Raw genomic sequence first — 17,497 nt, 5'->3', positions numbered from 1 at the left:
CGACAAGGAACCGACCGCATGAAGCTCTCCCGTCGCGCCCGTATCGCCACCACCGGTGCCGTCCTGGCCGCCGTCGCCGCCACGGCCTTCGGCGCGGTCTCCGCGAACGCCTCCGCGCCCGTCGTGGCCGCCACGGCCGCCGCCGCCCCGGGCTCGACCACGACCACCACCCATCTGACGACCGACGCCGCCACCCGCGCCGCGCAGGCCGCGCTCGACGCCGCCGAGCGGGAGGGCCAGCGGGTCACGGTCGCCGTCGTGGACCGCAACGGCAACACCGTGGTCACCCTGCGCGGCGACCGCGCGGGCCCGCAGTCGTACGAGTCGGCGGAGCGCAAGGCGTTCACGGCGGTCTCCTGGAACGCGCCCACCTCCGAGCTGGCCGGGCGCCTGCAGCAGGCCCCGAACCTGAAGGACATCCCGGGCACCCTGTTCCTCGCGGGCGGCGTCCCGGTCGAGGCCCGCAACGCGCCGGTCGCCGGTATCGGCGTGGCGGGTGCGCCCTCCGGCGACCTGGACGAGAAGTTCGCCCGCGCCGGAGCGGCGGCGCTGGCCCGCTAGGAAACCACAGGGCGGCGTACGCCGACGCGGTGTCGACGTACGCCGCCCCGGGCGGTCCGCGCGGCTAGCGCGGGTCGCGGTTGAACCTGGCGGTCGACCAGAAGTAGCCGAGGACCGCGAGGCCCAGGCACCAGGCGACGGCGAGCCAGGCGTTGTGGCCGATCCCGCTGCCGAGCAGCAGGCCCCGGAGGGTCTCGATGGCGGGGGTGAACGGCTGGTACTCGGCGAACGGCTGGAACCAGCCGGGCATGGCGTCGAGCGGCACGAACGCGCTGGACAGCAGCGGCAGCAGGATCATCGGCAGCGCGTTGTTGCTGGCGGCCTCGGCGTTCGGGCTGATCAGGCCCATGCCGACGGCGATCCAGGTGAGCGCCGTGGCGAAGAGGACGAGCAGTCCGAGCGCCGCCAGCCACTCCAGGACGGTGGCGTCGGTGGAGCGGAAGCCGATGGCCACGGCGACGGCGCCGACGAGGACGACGCTCAGCACCGACTGGAGCACGCTGCCGACGACGTGCCCGACGAGCACGGACCCGCGGTGGATGGCCATGGTGCGGAAGCGGGCGATGATGCCCTCGGTCATGTCGTTGGAGACGGACACCGCCGTGCCGACGACGGTGCCGCCGATAGTCATCAGCAGGATGCCCGGGACGAGATACGCGATGTACGCGGACCGGTCCGCGCTGCCGCCGCCGATGCCCGCGCTCATCACGTCCCCGAAGACGTAGACGAACAGCAACAGCAGCATGACCGGCGTGAGCAGCAGGTTCAGGGTGAGGGACGGGTAGCGCCGGGCGTGCAGCAGGTTGCGCCGCAGCATCGTGGAGGAGTCGCGCACGGCGAGGGACAGGAAGCTCATCGGACGGTCTCCTGGGACTGGTGGGGGACGTCGGTGCCGCCGGTCAGGGCGAAGAACACGTCGTCGAGGTCGGGGGTGTGCACGGACAGCTCGTCCGCCTCGACACCGGCCGCGTCGAGCCAGTCGAGGATGGCGCGCAGCTCGCGCTGGCTGCCGTCGCTGGGGATCTGCACCGCGAGCGACTCGTCGTCGCGGGTGACCTCGCGCAGGGTGGTCGCGGCGGTCCGGTACGCGGCCGGGTCGGTGAAGCGGAGGCGGACGTGTCCGCCCGGGATCAGCCGCTTCAGCTCCTCGGCGGTGCCCTCGGCGGCGATCCCGCCGTCGTTCAGCACGGCGATGCGGTCGGCGAGTTGGTCGGCCTCCTCCAGGTACTGGGTGGTGAGGAAGACGGTGACACCGTCGCTGACCAGCTCGCGGATGATGCCCCACATGCTGTGCCGGGAGCGCGGGTCGAGACCGGTCGTCGGCTCGTCGAGGAAGATGATCCGCGGGCTGCCGACCAGCGTCATGGCGATGTCCAGGCGGCGCTTCATGCCGCCGGAGTAGGTGGAGGCGGGCTTCTTCGCGGCGTCGGTGAGGTCGAAGCGCTCCAGCAGTTCGGCGGCTACCCTGCGGCCCTCCCGCTTGGGCAGGTGGTGCAGGTCGGCCATGAGCAGCATGTTCTCCTCGCCGGTGATCAGCCCGTCCACCGCCGAGAACTGTCCGGTGACGCCGATCGCGGCGCGGGCGCCCTGCGGGTCGGTGGCGAGGTCGTGGCCCGCGACCTGGGCCCGCCCGCCGTCCGCGGTGATGAGCGTGGACAGGATCTTCACGGCGGTGGTCTTGCCCGCGCCGTTCGGGCCGAGCAGCGCGAAGACGGTGCCGGTGGGGATGCGCAGGTCGATGCCGTCGAGGACGACCTTGTCGCCGTAGGACTTGCGCAGGTCGGTGGCGGAGACGGCGGGAGCGTTATTGGACGTGGGCATGACAGATGAAGGCATGGGGCCCTCCTGGGAGAAGGCTGAGGTGACGGGGGAGTGGGACGGGTGGGCGCTCAGACCCGGGCGCGCAGGACGTCGATGTTGCCGTAGCGGGTGCGGGCGCGGACCTCGACGGTGTCCTCGGTCTTCTCCGGGGTGTCGGACGCGGTCAGCGTGTTGCGCACCTGACCGGAGCCGGAGCTGACGTCGAGCCAGGCGGCGGTGCCCTCGCGGATGCCGACCTCGATGGCGCCGTAGGAGGTCTCCAACTGGACGCTGCCGCGGGCCACTTCCCCCACGCGCAGGGTGCCGTGGGCGGTGGTGGCCGTGACCGAGGCCTCGGCGCGCCGGATCTCGATGTCACCGTTGGCGCCGTTCACCCGCAGGTCGCCGGTCGCGGCGTCGACGGTCGTGGTGCCGTGGGAGTTCTTCAGGACGGCCGAGCCGTCGAGGAGGCCGACCCGCATGCTGCCGGAGCTGGTGGTGATCTGGGCGGTGCCCTCGACGCGGTCGACGGTGATCGAGCCGTGGGAGGCGGTCAGGTGGAGCGGGCCGGTCGTGTCCAGGCGGACGTCGCCGGAGGAGGTCTTCACCCGGACCTCGCCGAGGCGGCCCTCGCCGAGCACCTGCGCCCAGGCGCCGGTCATGTCGACGCGCGAGCCGGTGGGGAGTTCGACGGTGACGTCCACGGTGCCGGTGCGTCCGACGAGGTAGCGCTGCTTGGGCGTCCTGACGGTCAGCACGCCGTTGGCGTAGGTGACCTCGGTCTGCTCGGCGGCCCGTGCGTCCAGGTCGCGCTTCGGGTCACGGGGGCGCACCTCGACGACGGTGTCGGTGCGGTCGCCCGCGGTGAACCGGATGGAACCGGCCTCCACATGGGCGGTGGCGGAGATGGGCGCGGGAGTGTCGAAAGAAGGCATGGCTGTACCGTCCTCTTGGGTCGTCGGGGCGTCCCCGCAGGTGGGACGTGAGATGAGGGAGTGGGGGAGCGGGGTGCGGCTAGCGCACCCAGCCCGTGATGCTCTGTCCGATGGAGTGGGTCTTCTGCGGCGTCCGCGGCGTGCCGCCACCGCTGTCCACCGCCGCCGACACGGCCCGCACCAGCCACGCGTTGACCGACAGGCCTTCCCGGCTCGCGGCCTCCTCGGCGCGTGCCTTGAGGTGGGCCGGTAGACGCAGGTTGACCCGGGCGGTGCCGCTGTCGTCGCCCTCCGCGGGCGCCTTGAGGGGGTGCGCGGGTGCCGCTTCCACGGGGCCGCCGTCGGCGGGGGGCAGCGCCACCACGAAATCGGGGTCGAGTCCGCGCAGTCGTACGTCGACCGAGCCCGGAGCCAGCTCGCGGGTGATCTCGTTCATCGCGGCGGAGAGCACATGGAGCATGGTCAGCCGGGCCGCCGACTCGAGCGGGGCGGTGAGCCGCTCGGCCAGCGCGCGGGCTTCGTCCCCGCCTGCTTCGGCGGCCACCGCGAGTTCGCGGCGGAGGGTGTCGACATACGGCGTGAGGTCCATGACGTCATCATGGCACCACTATGGCGCCAAGGGCAAGCCTGATGGGCGTCTCGCAGCGAGTGGACGTAGTAGTCGCCGCTCTGACCTGCTGAAACGCGAAGGTGTCGACTTGGTTCATCGTGGCGCCATCAGGTGGCGCGGTGCCCGGAGTGGCACCACATGGCGCCATCTGGTGCCATGTAGTGCCGTACGGGTCACGGCGTGGCGGTCCCGCCCCCGGTGATCTCCTGCGTGCCGATGACCGCGAGCAGGCTCAGCAGGTCCGCGCTGTCCGTGCCGAGTGCCGGGGTGAACCAGAGCAGCCGCTGTCGGCCGTCCTCGCTGAACAGGTGGAGGCAGTTGACCTCGATGACACCGAGCGTGGGGTGGACGAGGCGCTTGCGGTCGTCCCGTCGGAACGCCACATCGTGTTCGGCCCACAGGGCGGCGAACTCGGCGGAGGTGTCGAGCAGTGCGCTGACCATCGAGCTGGCTTCGGTGTCCCTGGCGTCACGCCGGGCGGCGGCCGCGCGGAGATCGGCGACGAAGGAGCGGGACTGGCCCTCGTGGTCGGCTTCCGGGTACAGCCGCCGGGAGTCCGGTTCGGTGAACCACCGGTAGACGAAGCTGGCCCGGGCGCCCCGCAGGCCGGAGTGGTCTCCGAGCAGCGCCAGCGCGAGCCGGTTCTGCACGAGGGTGACGTGCAGGTCGGTCACGACCTGGGCCGGGGTCGAGGTCAGGCGGTGGAGCAGGTCGAGCATGCCGGGGTGCACGTGCGCGGTGGCTCCGTGGTGCACGGGCACCGGGCGGGCGGCGAGGTGGTAGAGGTAGTCGCGCTCGTCGGCGGTCAGCCGCAGGGCCCTCGCGAGCGCGGCGATCATCTGCTCGGAGGGCTGGGACCCCGCACCGCGCTCGAGTTCGTTGTAGTAGTCCACGGACGCCCCGGCGAGCTGGGCGACCTCGTCGCGGCGCAGCCCGGGCACCCGTCGCCGGGGCCCGGTCGGCAGTCCGACGTCGGACGGACGGATACGTTCACGCCGCGACCGCAGGAACGCGCCCAGCTCGACGTACTTCACGGAAGCCATGCCCCCATTCTGCGCTGGGGCGGGTGCGGTACCCAGGGGATGTCATCCCCTGGTTGCGCTGGTCAGCGCGGCGCATCGTAGGGGACCTGACGAAGTCCCGTCCGAGGAGAGACAAGCACCATGCCCTTCGCCAACTTCAAGGTCCCCGCGGGCACCATCAGTGCCGAGGACAAGAAGAAGATCATCGAGCGCACCACGGATCTGTACGTGGAGATCTACGGTGAGCGAGCCCGCGCGACCACCGTCGTACTCGTCGACGAGGTCACCGACGGAGGATGGGGCGTCGCGGGCACCGTCCTGACCGCCGCCCTGCTCAACGGCGAGACCTGACCCTCCGGCGTCCCGCACGGCACACGGCGGGGCCCGGCGGTCGCGTGCGCTTCCGCCGGGCTCTCGCCCACGGACGTCGACGCCTGCGCAGCGCCGTGCCGACCGCCGACCGGCCACAATGGCCCGAGCCCGGCACCCAGCCGCCCCCGCCAGGAAGCAGACGCCCATGACGACCACCCGTTACGACGTCAAACGGGACCTCAGGCAGTGCTACGCGCCGAAGAACACCGACTGGGCGCTGGTCGACGTGCCCGCGCAGCAGTTCATCGCCGTCGACGGTCACGGCGACCCCAACACCAGCGCCGACTACGCGCACGCCGTCGAGGCGCTGTACACCGTCGCGTACACGATCAAGTTCACCGCCAGGCGGGTCCTGGACCGGGACTTCGTCGTCGGCCCGCTCGAAGGGCTGTGGTGGGCCGACGACCCCGAGCTGTTCCGCACCCGCGCCAAGGACGCCTGGCAGTGGCGCATGCTCATCAGTCAGCCCGCGTGGATCACCGAGGACCTCATCGACGAGGCCAGGCAGGCCGCCCAGGCGAAGAAGAAGGGACTCGCCAGGATCACCGACGTGCGCCACGAGAGGCTGCACGAGGGCACCTGCGCCCAGCTCCTGCACATCGGAACCTACGACGAGGAGGGCCCCGCCCTCGCCAGGCTGCACGACGAGTTCCTCGCGGCCCACGGCCTGCGCATGTCGGGCCACCACCACGAGATCTACCTCGGCGACCACCGCCGGACCGAGCCCGCGAGACGCCGGACCGTCCTGCGCCAACCCGTACGAGCGGGCGGCGCGTGAGCTGCCCGACCGGTTGACCGCGTGGTGCGGCTGTGGCTTGCTTGACCGGTGGATCCTGACTGGCTCGACCAGGTGCAACTGCCGGACGACGACTGGCTTCCCTTCCCCAATCTGGTCAGAGAGGCCGTCAAGCAGGCGCGGGAACTGCGGCCGTACGGCTGGCGGAGCGTCTCCGGGCCCGGGGAGATACCCATCGTCATGCAGCGCAGGCAGGGCTGGCTGGGTCGGCGCCGTCGCATCCAGGTGACCCTACGGAAGTCGTACCTGGCCGGGGGTGGCACCTACGTGTCCGTCGAAGGGATCGGGTGGAACGTCCAGGGCACCCAAGACCTGCTCTGAACAAGGCCCGCTGCCGCTGACAGGTTCCTCACAACTCTGCGTCAGGGTCGACGGCATGATCACGCACCTTCGCAGGGCCGGTGTGCCCGCCGCCACGCTGGCGCTGCTGCTGACCGGCTGCGCGGACCACACCCCGACGGCACCGGCCCAGGTCCGCGCCGCCACCTCACCCGCCACAGAGGTCACCCAGGAGACCACCACCGAGCCCTCCGCCGACCCGAACGTCCTGCCCGGGCTCGGCCCCAAGACCCTGGCCCAAGTCCCCGACGCGACCCGGCAGGCGCTCGTCGTCACCGGAGAGGACAAGGACTCCGCGCGCTCCACCGTCGTCCTGTACGAGCGCACCGCCGACGGCTGGCAGGCCGGTACGACCTGGCCCGCGCACAACGCGCTCAAGGGCTGGACGGACCACCACGTCCTCGGTGACCTGCGCTCACCCATCGGCGTGTACACCCTCAGCGACGCCGGAGGGCGGCTCCCCGATCCCGGCTCCCGGCTGCCGTACCACCGGTCGGACGGCTTCTCGCTGAGCGGTACGGGCTTCGAGGGCGAGCCGCTCGCGGGCTCCTTCGACTACGTGGTGGCGATCGACTACAACCGCGAGCCCGGCACCTCCCCCCAGGACTGGACACGCCCCCTCGGCGCCCAACGCGGCGGCGGCATATGGCTGCACGTCGACCACGACGGCCCCACCAAAGGCTGCGTCAGCCTCGCGAAGGGGCACATGAGGGAACTGCTCGTCACCCTCGACCCCGACCTGCACCCCGTCGTCGTGATGGGGGACGCCGACTCCCTCGCCCGCTGACCCGTGACCACACCCCTTAGGATCCGCCAGGTGCGCGCACATGTGCTGGTCGCCGAGGACGACGAGATGCAGGCCGAACTCATACGCCGGTCCCTGACGTCGGAGGGCCACACCGTCACCGTGGTCCACGACGGCCGGGCCGCCCTGGACGCGGCCCGGCGACTGCGGCCCGACCTCGTCGTGCTGGACCTGATGCTCCCGGTGCTGGACGGCTTCGAGGTGTGCCGCGCGCTGCGCCGCGACGACGACATCCCCGTACTGATGCTGACCGCCCGCGCCACCGAGGACGACCTGCTGCGCGGCCTGGACCTCGGCGCCGACGACTACATGACCAAGCCGTACAGCCCGCGCGAGCTGATGGCCCGTGTCCGCACCGTCCTGCGGCGCGGCGGCCGGGCGGGACGGGAAGACGACCCCTGGGTGCGCGCCGGGGCGATCGCGGTCGACCTGGTCCGCCACGAGGTGCGCTGCGACGGGGCGCCGGTGGAGTGCACCCCGGCCGAGTTCGCGATCCTGCTGGCGATGGCGGCCGAACCGGAACGGGTCTTCTCCCGGCGGCAGTTGCTGGCGAGCACCCGGGGCATCGACCGGGCGTCCACGGAACGGGCCGTGGACGTGCACATCATGAACCTGCGGCGGAAGATCGAGGACGACCCGCGCCGCCCCGCCCGGCTGCTGACCGTGTTCGGCGTCGGCTACAAGCTGAGCGCGCGGCGCGGATGACCGGCGTACCGCTGCGCAAGCGCCTGCTGGTACGGCTGCTGATCGCCTCCGTCCTGATCGCCGCCTGCTCGGTGGCGGCCACCGCCTGGCTCGTCGTGGAGACCACCACCCGGGCCCTGCGGGAGGAGCAGGGCCAGGCGCTCGCCGACGACATGGACATCCTCGCCCGGCTCAGCGGGTACGCCGCCACGCACGCCGACTGGAGCGAGGTCGGCCCCGTCGTGCGGGCCCTGTCCGAGCGGACCGGCCGCCGGATCGCCCTGACCACCGCGGACCGGGTCCTCATCGCCGACTCCGCGCCGCCCGGCACCCCGCTCGCGCCACGCGCCGCCGCCACCGTCGACCCGCTGCGCACCGACACCCACACCGAGGCCGGGGCGCAGCGCAGCGGCGTCGACCCGCGCGTGGTGGGCCCCTACCTGCTGCCCGCCCACGAACGCGCCCGGCTCGACGAACTGGCCCGGGAACGCCAGCGGTGCATGGCCCGCAACGGGGTGCGGGCGACCGTCGTCCGCGCGCCCAGCGGCCGTCCCGTCCTCACCGACGACAGCGGGGCAGCCGCCCCCGCGGTGCCCGACGAGTGCGCCGACGGCAAGCTGAACACCCTGACGGCCACCGAGGACAAGGCGGTCGCGGACCTGCGCCGCCGCGCCCACGACTGTCTGGAACGGCACGGACTGGACGCCGACCCGCGGGCCGCCACCCTCGTCGACCTGTACGCCGCGGACGTCCTGGCCGCCGACGTCCTGCTGACCGACGGCTACGGCGTCCGGGCGAAGTTCAGCAGCTTCCTCAGGGGAGACGAGCTGACCGGTCCGGGCGGCGAACAGCTCGTCCGGCAGGGACAGCGCTGCTTCGACAGCGCGCGCCGCGCCCAACTCGACCCGTACGTGGCCCCGGTGGCGCAGCTCCACCTCGGCGGCGGGGCCACCACCGAGGTGCGCTTCGACATGTCCCGCGCCAACAAGGCCAAGGTGGTGGGGGTGGCCGGGCTGGTGCTCGCGGTCACCGTCGCCGTGACCGCGGCGGTCGCCACCCGCCTGGTCCGGCCGCTGCGCGCGCTGACGGAAGCGGTACGGCAGTCACCGGACCGGCAGGTACGGGTCCCCGTCAGCACCCGCGACGAGACCGGCATCCTCGCCGAGGCCTTCAACGACCTCACCGACCGCCGGGCCCGGCTGGAAGCCCAACGCAAGGCGATGGTCAGCGACATCGCCCATGAACTGCGCAGCCCGCTCACCAACATCCGCGGCTGGCTGGAGGTCACCCGCGACGGCGTCGTGGACCCCGACCCGCACCTGCTCGCCGCCCTGCACGACGAGGCACTGGTCCTCCAGCGCGTCATCGACGACCTGCGCGATCTCGCCGACGCCGACGCCGGAACGCTACGGCTGCACCGCGAACCGGTCCGCGCCGCCGACCTCCTGGACCAGACCGCCGCCGCGCACCGCGTCGCCGCCGAGGCGGCCGGGGTCGCCCTGCGCACCCGTACCGCGCCCGGCGCCCGCTGGCTGGACGCGGACCCGGTGCGCATGCGGCAGGCCGTCGGCAACCTGGTCACCAACGCCCTGCGGCACACGCCCCCCGGCGGCACCGTCACCCTGTCCGCGCGGCCCGACGGCGACGCGGTGGTGCTGGAGGTCGCCGACACCGGCAGCGGCATCGCGGCCGAGGACCTGCCGTACCTCTTCGACCGCTTCTGGCGCGCGGAGAAGTCCCGCAGCCGACGGACCGGCGGCAGCGGACTCGGCCTGCCCATCGTGCGCCATCTGCTCGCCGCGCACGGCGGCACCGTGGACGTCACCAGCACCCCCGGCACCGGCAGCGTCTTCACGCTGCGCCTCCCCGCCGCGCCCGCTCCCCGGGACGGTCACGAGCCGACGCCCCCGGAGCCCGGGAGCGAGACGTCGACCTCCACGGTGTCGAAGGCCCGGCCGTCCTCGTCGTAGGCGGTGACCGTGAAGGACGTGAACGGGGGCAGCCCGGTGGTGTCCAGGTAGTACGCCCCCCACCCCGGACTGCCCGGCAGCGTGAACAGCTCGGCCCGGTGCTCCTCGCCCGCCGCGGTCACCACGATGCGCCGCGGCGGCTCCGGCAGCCGCCAGGCGCCGTCGATGTGCTCGACCCCCGCCCGGCCGGTGGTGCCGTACCCGACGCTGACGCTCCTGGGGCCGAGGTTGTCACCCAACTGGCCCGAACGGGCCTGCCGCAGGGCCTGCGGGAACCGCTCCGGCTCCGTGACGACGTAGTTCTGCCGCCCTTCGGGCAGCAGGCCGAGCCGCAGCCCAGGGGCCAGGGCGACCGGCTCGTACGGCCGCACCGTCCGCACGCCTGAGCCGACCGGGCGCGGCGACGCGGGCGCGGTCACGGCGGGCTCCACCCGGTCCGGGGACGACGCTCCCCACAGCGACGGCAGCCCCACCACGGCGGCCAGGACGACCAGGGCCGCCGCGCCGCCCGCGACCGCCCGGTTGCGCCGTCGGCGGGCCCGCCCCGCCCGCACCACGGCGTCCACCGGCGCGGGACTGGTCGGCAGCCCCGCGACCTCCCGCCGCAGCGCCTCGCTCAACTGGGCCCGCGGACACTCTCGCTCGTCGTTGTTCATGCGCGTTCGCTCGCTGTGAGTCGGGGTACTTCGGCGCGCAACCTGGCCAGCGCGCGGGCGGTCTGACTGCGGACGGTACCCACACTGGTCCCCAGCAGCTCGGCCACCTCGCTCTCGCTGCGGTCCTCCAGATAGCGCAGGACGACGGTGGCGCGCTGCCGGGCGGGCAGGGCGCGCAGCGCCTCCAGCAGGACGCCGCGCTCGACGAGCTGGTCTGTGCAGTCGGGCGCGGAACGCTCCGGGAGCCAGTGGGTGAGCCACTCCCCGAACCTGCGACGGCGCAGCCGGTCGGCGTTGGTGTTGATCAGGATCCGCCAGACGTACGCCTCCGGGTTGTGGGCGCTCCGCACCCGCTCCCAGCGGGTGTACGCCCGTACCAGCGCCGCCTGCACCAGATCCTCCGCGTCCTGGTGGTGTCCGGTCAGCAGATAGGCCGTGCGCAGCAGACGGGGCCAGCGGCTGTCGACGAACGAACGGAAGTCGTCCTCCGCGCTCTTGTTCACTAGCGTCCTGGTTGTCGGTCTCCGGGCCGCGCCGGGGCCCCCTCACCCGGCGCGGCGGTCGATGGGAGGTCAGCCGGGTCAGCCCGCGGGCCAGGGCTCGTGCTTCAGCGTGGCGAAGACCTTCCCGGCCTGGTCGCGCGCGGTCACCGTGAAGGTGTCCGGCAGGTCCTGGCCGCGGGTGTCGAGGTAGAAGGTGCCCCAGCCGGGGCGGCCCGGGAGCCGCACCAGCTGTGCCGCGTAGTCGATGTCCTTCCCGAACGACACGGTGATGTCGCGCGGCGTCCCGGCCAGCCGCCAGGCACCGCTGATCAGCGTGACCTCGCCCTGCTCGGTGTCGACGCCGAGGCTGATGCTGTCCGGGCGGATGTCGTCCCCGACGTAGCCCTTGGCGGCCTCGACGGCCTCCGCGAAGGTGTCGGGAGAGCTGATCACGTAGTTCTGCCTGCCCGTCGGCAGCAGGCCCATCTGGAGGTCCGCGTTGATGTCCACGGGCTCGTACGGGGCCACGACCTTGACCTCCAGCCCGCCGAGCACCACGGCACCGGACCGCGGCGCGGACGCGGCCGAGGGCTTCGACGCGTGCTCGGCCTGCCCGGCGGTCGCGCTGCCCACCGCGGTCAGCAGCAGCGCCACCGCCGCGCCGGACGCGAGGGCGACCCGGCGACGGGTGAGGGGACGGGGCAGGCTGCGGTGTTCACTCATGGGGTGACTCCTGGAGAACGGCGGTGAGCCGGTCACGGCCCACCGATCGACTTGGTCACCCTTCAGACGTCGGGTCAGGCGCGCATCTATGTCACCGGCCGCGAACTTCTTTCAGGAGACGGCGCTCTCGGCTTTCAGGAAACGGCGCTCTCGGCGTCGTAGCGCTCCCGTGCCGCGTGGACCTCGTCGAAGTGGGTCTCCGCCCAGTCCTTCACGGCGGTCAGGAGGTGGGCGAGGCTGGTGCCGAGCGGGGTGAGTTCGTAGTCGACGCGGACGGGCACGGACGGGGTGACCGTGCGGGTGAGGATGCCGTCGCGTTCGAGTGCGCGCAGGGTCTGGGTGAGCATCTTGGGGCTCACGCCCGCGAGCTTGCGGCTGAGGTCGCTGTAGCGCATGGGGGCGGTGGAGAGGGCCGCGACGACCAGGCTCACCCATTTGTCGCTGAGGCGGCCGAGGAGCTGGTTGGTGGGGCAGCCGCGGATGAAGGCGTCGTACTCGGCGCGCGCCTGGGCGCGCCGCTGGGCCGCGGTCATGGTCGGCATGGCTCTCCTCCCGGTGAGGTAGGCACCTTCAGGTAACTACTTCCTCCTGGATAGTAACTCTTCCTAGGGTTGTGGCCAGCGGGGCGGAAGACGGCAAAGGCCCCGCAAGTACCCCTTATCCGAGGAGAGTTGTCATGCGTGCAGTAGTGGTGACCGAGTTCGGCGGCCCCGAGAACGTGCGGATCGCGGACGTCGACCTGCCCGAACCGGCCGCGCGCCAGGTGCGGATCAAGGTCGCGGCGGCCACGCTGAACCCCGTGGACGCGGGGGTGCGGTCCGGGGTCTTCGGCGGGGCGGGCAAGCAGATCGGGCTCGGCTGGGACGTGGCAGGGACCGTGGACGCGGTGGGCGTCGCCAGTGCCTGGAGCGTCGGGGACGAGGTCGTGGCGTTGGACTACGGCATGGTGAAGCCGCTCGGCACGCACGCCGAGTACGTCGTCGTGGACACCGACGCCGTGGCGACGGCGCCGACCTCGGTGGACGCCGTACACGCGGCGACGCTGCCGTTGAACGCGCTGACCGCCGTACAGGCCCTGGACCTGCTGGAGCTGGCGCCGGGACGGTCGCTGCTGGTGACCGGCGCGGCGGGGGCGGTCGGCGGGTACGCCGTCCAGCTCGCCGCACACCGGGGGATCGCGGTGACCGCGCAGGCCAGGGAGGGCGATGAGGAGCTGGTGCGGTCGCTGGGCGCCGCCCACTTCACCACCGGCGGCGAGGGCGAGGGCGGCTTCGACGCCGTGCTCGACGCGGCCGTCCTGGGCGCGCCCGCCCTGGAGCGGGTGCGGGACGGCGGCACGTACGTCGGTGTCATCCCCCAGGCCCACCCGGCCCCCGTGCGCGGAGTGCGCACCGGCGCGGTGGAGGTCAGTGCGGACGGGGCGCGCCTCGGCGAGCTGGTCCGGCTGGTGGACGAGGGGGCGCTGACCCTGCGGGTCGCCGAGACGTACGCCCTGGACGACGCCGTCAAGGCGCACGCGCGGCTCGCGGAGGGCGGGGTGCGGGGGCGGCTGGTCCTCGTCCCCTAGGGCCTGTCTGGCAGTTCCCGTCGTCGCCCGAAGTCGTCGGACAGGCCCTAGCGTCCTCGCCGGTGTCTGACCCAACCGGCGCCGAAGGCGACCGCGGCGACGACGGAGAGGATGATCGCGCCGAGGACCACCGTCACCCCGGCCGAGATGACGAAGATCACCCACCACGAACCGTCGTCGGACTCCACGGCACCTCCATAGATCATGAACACCAGACAGGACGCACCAGCCACGGGTCTGGTTGCGGCGGACGGCACCGCGTCCGCGGTCACCACTCGGCGATCAGCGGGGCGTCCGGCTCGCGCTGGCGCCAGGCCTCGGTGAGGCGGGCGAGGCGGGCGGGGGCGGCGATGCCGTGGATGGTGGCGATCCTGTCGTCGGCGAGGTCGAACATCACGGAGCCGACGATCTGGTCGCCGACCACGACGAGGGCGGCGGGGGTGCCGTTGACCAGTGCGTAGTGGATGGCGGGCGTGCCACCGACACGGCGCCGCTTGGCCGGGGCGGGTTTGAAGCCCGCCCGCGCGACGGTGGCGACGCGCTGCGGAGTGTCGTACCGCAGCAGCGTGTCGGTCCGCCCGGCGCCGTCGGAGATCGCGGTCGCGTCGTCGGTGAGCAGCGCCACCAGCCGTTCGGTGCGGCCCGAGGTCGCGGCGGCGAGGAACTCCGCCACGATCCTGCGGGCGGACGCCGGGTCGACCTCGTCGCCGCCGCCGCGGTGGCGCGCGGAGGTGACGCGCTGCCGGGCCCGGTGCAGGTGCTGCTGGCTCGCGGACTCGGTGATGTCGAGGATCTCGGCGATCTCGGCATGGCTGTAGGAGAACGCTTCGCGCAGCACGTAGACCGCCCGTTCGAAGGGTGACAGGCGCTCCATGAGGGTGAGCACCGCCAGGGAGACCGACTCGCGCTGCTCGAAGGTGTCGGCCGGGCCGAGCATCGGATCGCCGTCCAGGAGCGGCTCGGGCAGCCAGGCGCCGACGGTGCGCTCGCGGCGGGCGTACGCCGAGCGGAGCCGGTCCAGGCACAGGTTGGTGACGACCTTGGTCAGCCAGGCCTCCGGCACTCTGATCCGCCGCCGGTCAGCGCCCTGCCAGAGCAGGAACGCGTCCTGCACGGCGTCCTCCGCGTCGGCGGCGGAGCCCAGCAGGCGGTAGGCCAGCGAGGCCAGCCGGTTCCGGCTGGCCTCGAACCGACTGGTGTCGAAACGGTCGGTGGTGGTGCTGTTCACGTGGATCACCCTAGGCGGCTACACGGCCGCCCTCTCGGCGGACAACTCCGGCGTGGCGGCCAGGCGGCGCCTGCGCGTGGGCAGGCAGAAGGTCGGGTGCGAGGTGCCCCACAGCGACATCCGGATGATGCTCGACTTGATCCGCGCGGCCTTCCTGCCGCCCATGTACGACGGCTTCGCGCGCGCCTGGGCGTCGACCAGCTGCAGGATCCCGTCCCGGCGCCCGAGGCTGATGTGGTTGCCCAGGTAGGCCAGACGGGTGTGCGGGACCTTGCCGCCGGTCAGGCGTCCGATGAACGCGTCGATCGCCTGGCGGCCGGTGTAGCCCGCCGAAGCGCAGGACATCGGCAGCGGCAGGCCGTTGTCGCCGATGGCGTGGGCGCTGTCGCCGACGGCGTAGACATTCGGGTGCGAGACGGACCGCATGGTGCGGTCGACGACGATCCGGCCGTTCCCGGCGACCTTCAGCCCGCTGGCCGCGGCGATGGGGCCGACCGCGAACCCGGCCGCCCACACGGTGGCGTCGGAGGCCAGGGCGGTGCCGTCGGCGCACAGCACCCGCGTCGCTTCGACGGCGTCGACGCGGGTGTGCTCCACGACGGTGATGCCCAGCCGGTCGCAGGCCCGGCGCAGATGGCCGCGGGCTCCGGCGGAGAGCCGGGCGCCCAGCTCACCGCGGGCCACCAGCGTCACCGACAGACCGGGCCGGGACTCGGCCAGCTCGGTCGCGGTCTCGATGCCGGTCAGCCCGTCGCCGACGACCAGCACGCGCCCGCCCTCGCCCCGCCTGTCCAGGCTGTCCAGACGCTCGCGCAGACGCAGCGCCGCGGGTCGGCCGGTGACGTTGAAGGCGTGTTCGAGCACGCCCGGGACGCCGTGGTCGGCGGCGTGGCTGCCCAGCGCGTAGAACAGCGTGTCGTAGCCCAGCTCGGCGCTGCCGCCGTCGGTGTCGGACACGGCGATGACCTGGCGCTCGGGGTCGACGGCGGTGACACGTGCCACGTGCAGTCGAATGCCTGTTCCCGCGAAGACGTCGGTGAGTTTGCGGGTCTCGATCCGCTGACCGGCCGCGAGCTGGTGCATCCGCAGCCGCTGGATGAACTCCGGCTCGGCGTTGACCACGGTGATCTCGGTGTCGGCCGGGGACAGCCGACGGGCCAAGTTCCCCGCCACGTAGGCCCCGGAGTACCCGGCGCCGAGGACGACGATGTGGTGCTTCATGTGGTGCTCCTGTGGTTCGCTTGCTCCCCCGTGGGTTGAACGGGGCAGCGGCCGGATTCCTGACAGGAACCAATGGCCGGATTCCTGGAAGGAGCCACCGGCCGGATTCCTGGAAGGAGCCACCGGCCGGATTCCCGGAAGGAACCAACGGCCGGGTGCCTGACAGGCACCCGGGGGCCGGTCTCGGCGGAAACCCTGTTTCGCGGCAGGCGGCCGAGGGCTAGGGTCCTGGTGCGTCCAGTGACCCAAGAGGAGCGGTGACATGGTCGGTCTTCCCGGCGCGCGTTGACGTCGTAGGCGTGACCGCCTGTCATCGCGTGCCGCCCTTGATGTCGCGGCACAGCGAGCCTTCCCCCGCCTGAACCGCCGGTGCGCCTCCCGAGCGCTCGGTGGCGGGCCTCGTTGTCGGCAACACAAGGGACTCCCGTGCCGTTCGCTTCCTCCGCCATGTCCGATTCCGGTGTACCCGAACCCGGCCGACCTGCTCCGTCCGGCCTGTGGCGAAGCGCCGACTTCCGCAGGCTGTGGACGGGCCAGACGGCCTCCCAGCTGGGCGAACACGCGTCCGTGGTGGTCCTGCCACTGTTCGCCGTCCTGACCCTGCACGCCAGCGCGGGCCAACTGGGTGTCCTGCGCGCGGTGGGCCAGGCGCCGATCCTGTTGCTGTCGCTGTTCGTCGGCGCGTGGGTGGACCGGTGGCGGACCCGTACGACGATGGTGCTCACGGACGCCGGTCGGGCCCTGGCCCTGGGCGCCGCCGCCGTGGCCGCGCTCCTCGGCTGGTTCGGTCTGCCCGCGCTGCTCGCGCTGGCCTTCGTCGTCGGGGCCCTGTCCGTGTTCTTCGACGTGGCCTACCAGGCCTCCCTGGTACGGCTGGTGGCACGCGACCAACTGGTACGCGGCAACAGCGCGCTCGAGGGCAGCCGGTCCGCGGCGCAGATCGGCGGTCCCGCTCTCGGCGGTGCGCTGGTGTCCCTGCTGTCGGCGCCGGTTGCCGTCGCCTCCAGCGGGCTGTTCTTCGCGCTGTCGTTCCTGTCGATACGGCGCATCCGCCGGACCGAGTCCGTCCCGGAGCGCTCGGAGCGCCCTCCCCGGGTCTGGCGGCGGATCCACGAGGGCCTGCGCTTCGTCGCCCGTGACACCGTGCTGCGGAGCGTGTGCCTGGCCTCGGCCGCCTTCCAGTTCTCCTTCGCGGCGCTGATGACGGTCTACCTGCTCTTTCTCCCGAGGGAACTGCACCTGTCGGGCACCGCCGTCGGGCTGGTGCTCGGCGCGGCGGGACCGGGCGCGCTCCTGGGCTCGCTGCTGGCCGCCCGTCTGCCGAACCGGTTCGGTTACGGCACGGTCCTCGTGTCCGCGGCGGCGCTCGGGGACGGCGCGTTCCTGTGCGTGCCCGCGCTGCACGGCTCCTCCGCGCTGACGGTCGCCGCGCTCCTCGCGGTCGGCTTCGTCTTCGGGACCGGTGGCCAACTGGTGAACGTCATGGTCATGGCCGTACGGCAGGCCGTCACTCCGGACGCCATGCAGGGCCGTGTGGCCGCGACGATCACGTTCGTCGGCATGGGGCTGACCCCGCTCGGCTCACTGCTCGGCGGACTGCTCGCACAGGAGTGGGGCCTGCGGGCCAGCCTCCTGGTGACGGCCGCGGGCATGTTGCTGTCGCCGGTGGTGATGGCTCTGTCCCCGCTCGCCCGCATGGGACGGGCGCTCCCCTGAAGCCACGGGA

At 72.8% G+C, this 17,497-nt stretch carries 21 protein-coding genes; 9 read left to right on the top strand and 12 right to left on the bottom strand.

Going from position 1 to position 17,497, the window contains the following annotated elements; translation table 11 throughout:
• Positions 1–18: 18 nt before the first annotated feature.
• Complete coding sequence (locus ACFVQG_RS01245; protein ID WP_383375427.1) at positions 19–561, top strand: heme-binding protein; 543 nt, start codon at positions 19–21, stop codon at positions 559–561.
• Between the two features lie 64 nt (positions 562–625).
• On the opposite strand, the gene ACFVQG_RS01240 is transcribed toward ACFVQG_RS01245, so the two are convergent.
• The 5 genes from ACFVQG_RS01240 to ACFVQG_RS01220 form a co-directional block, all read right to left on the bottom strand.
• A complete protein-coding gene (locus ACFVQG_RS01240; RefSeq protein ID WP_383375425.1) occupies positions 626–1,417 on the bottom strand; it encodes an ABC transporter permease in 792 nt (263 codons plus the stop codon).
• Positions 1,414–2,397, bottom strand: coding sequence for an ATP-binding cassette domain-containing protein (locus ACFVQG_RS01235; protein WP_383375423.1), 984 nt, complete (start codon positions 2,395–2,397; stop codon positions 1,414–1,416). The genes ACFVQG_RS01240 and ACFVQG_RS01235 overlap by 4 nt, the downstream gene beginning before the upstream one ends.
• A 53-nt stretch (positions 2,398–2,450) precedes the next feature.
• Entirely contained in the window at positions 2,451–3,296 is an 846-nt protein-coding gene (locus ACFVQG_RS01230) for a DUF4097 domain-containing protein (protein WP_383375421.1), read from the bottom strand.
• 79 nt (positions 3,297–3,375) lie between these two features.
• The gene (locus tag ACFVQG_RS01225) at positions 3,376–3,885 is read right to left on the bottom strand and encodes a toxin-antitoxin system HicB family antitoxin (RefSeq protein ID WP_383375419.1); all 510 of its coding nucleotides are present in this window, start codon (positions 3,883–3,885) and stop codon (positions 3,376–3,378) included.
• 194 nt (positions 3,886–4,079) lie between these two features.
• Positions 4,080–4,949: a helix-turn-helix transcriptional regulator gene (locus ACFVQG_RS01220; RefSeq protein WP_383375417.1), complete on the bottom strand. Its 870-nt coding sequence runs from the start codon at positions 4,947–4,949 to the stop codon at positions 4,080–4,082.
• A gap of 120 nt (positions 4,950–5,069) precedes the next feature.
• On the opposite strand from ACFVQG_RS01220, the gene ACFVQG_RS01215 reads away from it, so the two are divergent.
• From ACFVQG_RS01215 to ACFVQG_RS01190, 6 genes are all read left to right on the top strand, one after another.
• Positions 5,070–5,279, top strand: a complete 210-nt coding sequence (locus tag ACFVQG_RS01215) for a 4-oxalocrotonate tautomerase family protein (protein ID WP_383375415.1) — start codon at positions 5,070–5,072, stop codon at positions 5,277–5,279.
• Between the two features lie 166 nt (positions 5,280–5,445).
• The gene (locus ACFVQG_RS01210; RefSeq protein WP_383375413.1) at positions 5,446–6,078 is read left to right on the top strand and encodes a GyrI-like domain-containing protein; all 633 of its coding nucleotides are present in this window, start codon (positions 5,446–5,448) and stop codon (positions 6,076–6,078) included.
• 48 nt (positions 6,079–6,126) lie between these two features.
• A complete protein-coding gene (locus ACFVQG_RS01205) occupies positions 6,127–6,417 on the top strand; it encodes a hypothetical protein (protein WP_383375411.1) in 291 nt (96 codons plus the stop codon).
• A gap of 55 nt (positions 6,418–6,472) precedes the next feature.
• Positions 6,473–7,222: a L,D-transpeptidase family protein gene (locus ACFVQG_RS01200; RefSeq protein WP_383375409.1), complete on the top strand. Its 750-nt coding sequence runs from the start codon at positions 6,473–6,475 to the stop codon at positions 7,220–7,222.
• 42 nt (positions 7,223–7,264) lie between these two features.
• Positions 7,265–7,945, top strand: coding sequence for a response regulator transcription factor (locus tag ACFVQG_RS01195; protein WP_383376486.1), 681 nt, complete (start codon positions 7,265–7,267; stop codon positions 7,943–7,945).
• On the top strand, positions 7,942–9,894 hold the full coding sequence (locus ACFVQG_RS01190; RefSeq protein WP_383375407.1) for a sensor histidine kinase: 1,953 nt from the start codon (positions 7,942–7,944) through the stop codon (positions 9,892–9,894). Before ACFVQG_RS01195 ends, ACFVQG_RS01190 begins: the two co-directional genes overlap by 4 nt.
• On the opposite strand, the gene ACFVQG_RS01185 is transcribed toward ACFVQG_RS01190, so the two are convergent.
• From ACFVQG_RS01185 to ACFVQG_RS01170, 4 genes are all read right to left on the bottom strand, one after another.
• The gene (locus tag ACFVQG_RS01185) at positions 9,816–10,550 is read right to left on the bottom strand and encodes a hypothetical protein (protein ID WP_383375405.1); all 735 of its coding nucleotides are present in this window, start codon (positions 10,548–10,550) and stop codon (positions 9,816–9,818) included. The two genes, ACFVQG_RS01190 and ACFVQG_RS01185, sit on opposite strands and share 79 nt — an antisense overlap.
• A complete protein-coding gene (locus ACFVQG_RS01180) occupies positions 10,547–11,053 on the bottom strand; it encodes a SigE family RNA polymerase sigma factor (protein ID WP_383375403.1) in 507 nt (168 codons plus the stop codon). Before ACFVQG_RS01180 ends, ACFVQG_RS01185 begins: the two co-directional genes overlap by 4 nt.
• 78 nt (positions 11,054–11,131) lie before the next feature.
• Complete coding sequence (locus ACFVQG_RS01175) at positions 11,132–11,755, bottom strand: hypothetical protein (protein ID WP_383375401.1); 624 nt, start codon at positions 11,753–11,755, stop codon at positions 11,132–11,134.
• 134 nt (positions 11,756–11,889) lie between these two features.
• Positions 11,890–12,297, bottom strand: coding sequence for a winged helix-turn-helix transcriptional regulator (locus tag ACFVQG_RS01170; protein WP_383375399.1), 408 nt, complete (start codon positions 12,295–12,297; stop codon positions 11,890–11,892).
• Between the two features lie 134 nt (positions 12,298–12,431).
• Here ACFVQG_RS01170 and ACFVQG_RS01165 point away from each other — a divergent pair, with 134 nt between their 5' ends.
• The gene (locus ACFVQG_RS01165; protein WP_383375397.1) at positions 12,432–13,322 is read left to right on the top strand and encodes an NADP-dependent oxidoreductase; all 891 of its coding nucleotides are present in this window, start codon (positions 12,432–12,434) and stop codon (positions 13,320–13,322) included.
• A gap of 47 nt (positions 13,323–13,369) precedes the next feature.
• On the opposite strand, the gene ACFVQG_RS01160 is transcribed toward ACFVQG_RS01165, so the two are convergent.
• The 3 genes from ACFVQG_RS01160 to ACFVQG_RS01150 form a co-directional block, all read right to left on the bottom strand.
• Positions 13,370–13,510, bottom strand: a complete 141-nt coding sequence (locus tag ACFVQG_RS01160; protein WP_383375395.1) for a hypothetical protein — start codon at positions 13,508–13,510, stop codon at positions 13,370–13,372.
• A gap of 80 nt (positions 13,511–13,590) precedes the next feature.
• The gene (locus tag ACFVQG_RS01155) at positions 13,591–14,550 is read right to left on the bottom strand and encodes a sigma-70 family RNA polymerase sigma factor (protein ID WP_383375393.1); all 960 of its coding nucleotides are present in this window, start codon (positions 14,548–14,550) and stop codon (positions 13,591–13,593) included.
• Between the two features lie 18 nt (positions 14,551–14,568).
• Positions 14,569–15,771 carry an NAD(P)/FAD-dependent oxidoreductase gene (locus ACFVQG_RS01150; RefSeq protein WP_383375391.1) on the bottom strand — a complete coding sequence of 401 codons (1,203 nt, stop codon included), beginning with the start codon at positions 15,769–15,771 and terminating at the stop codon, positions 14,569–14,571.
• Positions 15,772–16,218: 447 nt separating this feature from the next.
• On the opposite strand from ACFVQG_RS01150, the gene ACFVQG_RS01145 reads away from it, so the two are divergent.
• Complete coding sequence (locus tag ACFVQG_RS01145) at positions 16,219–17,487, top strand: MFS transporter (protein WP_383375389.1); 1,269 nt, start codon at positions 16,219–16,221, stop codon at positions 17,485–17,487.
• Positions 17,488–17,497: the final 10 nt, after the last annotated feature.

Origin of the sequence: Streptomyces sp. NPDC057877 (genome assembly GCF_042796855.1) — a bacterium.
Classification (GTDB): Bacteria; Actinomycetota; Actinomycetes; order Streptomycetales; family Streptomycetaceae; genus Streptomyces.
Note: the sequence above shows the minus strand (reverse complement) of the source record. Positions and strands in the feature narration are given on the sequence as shown.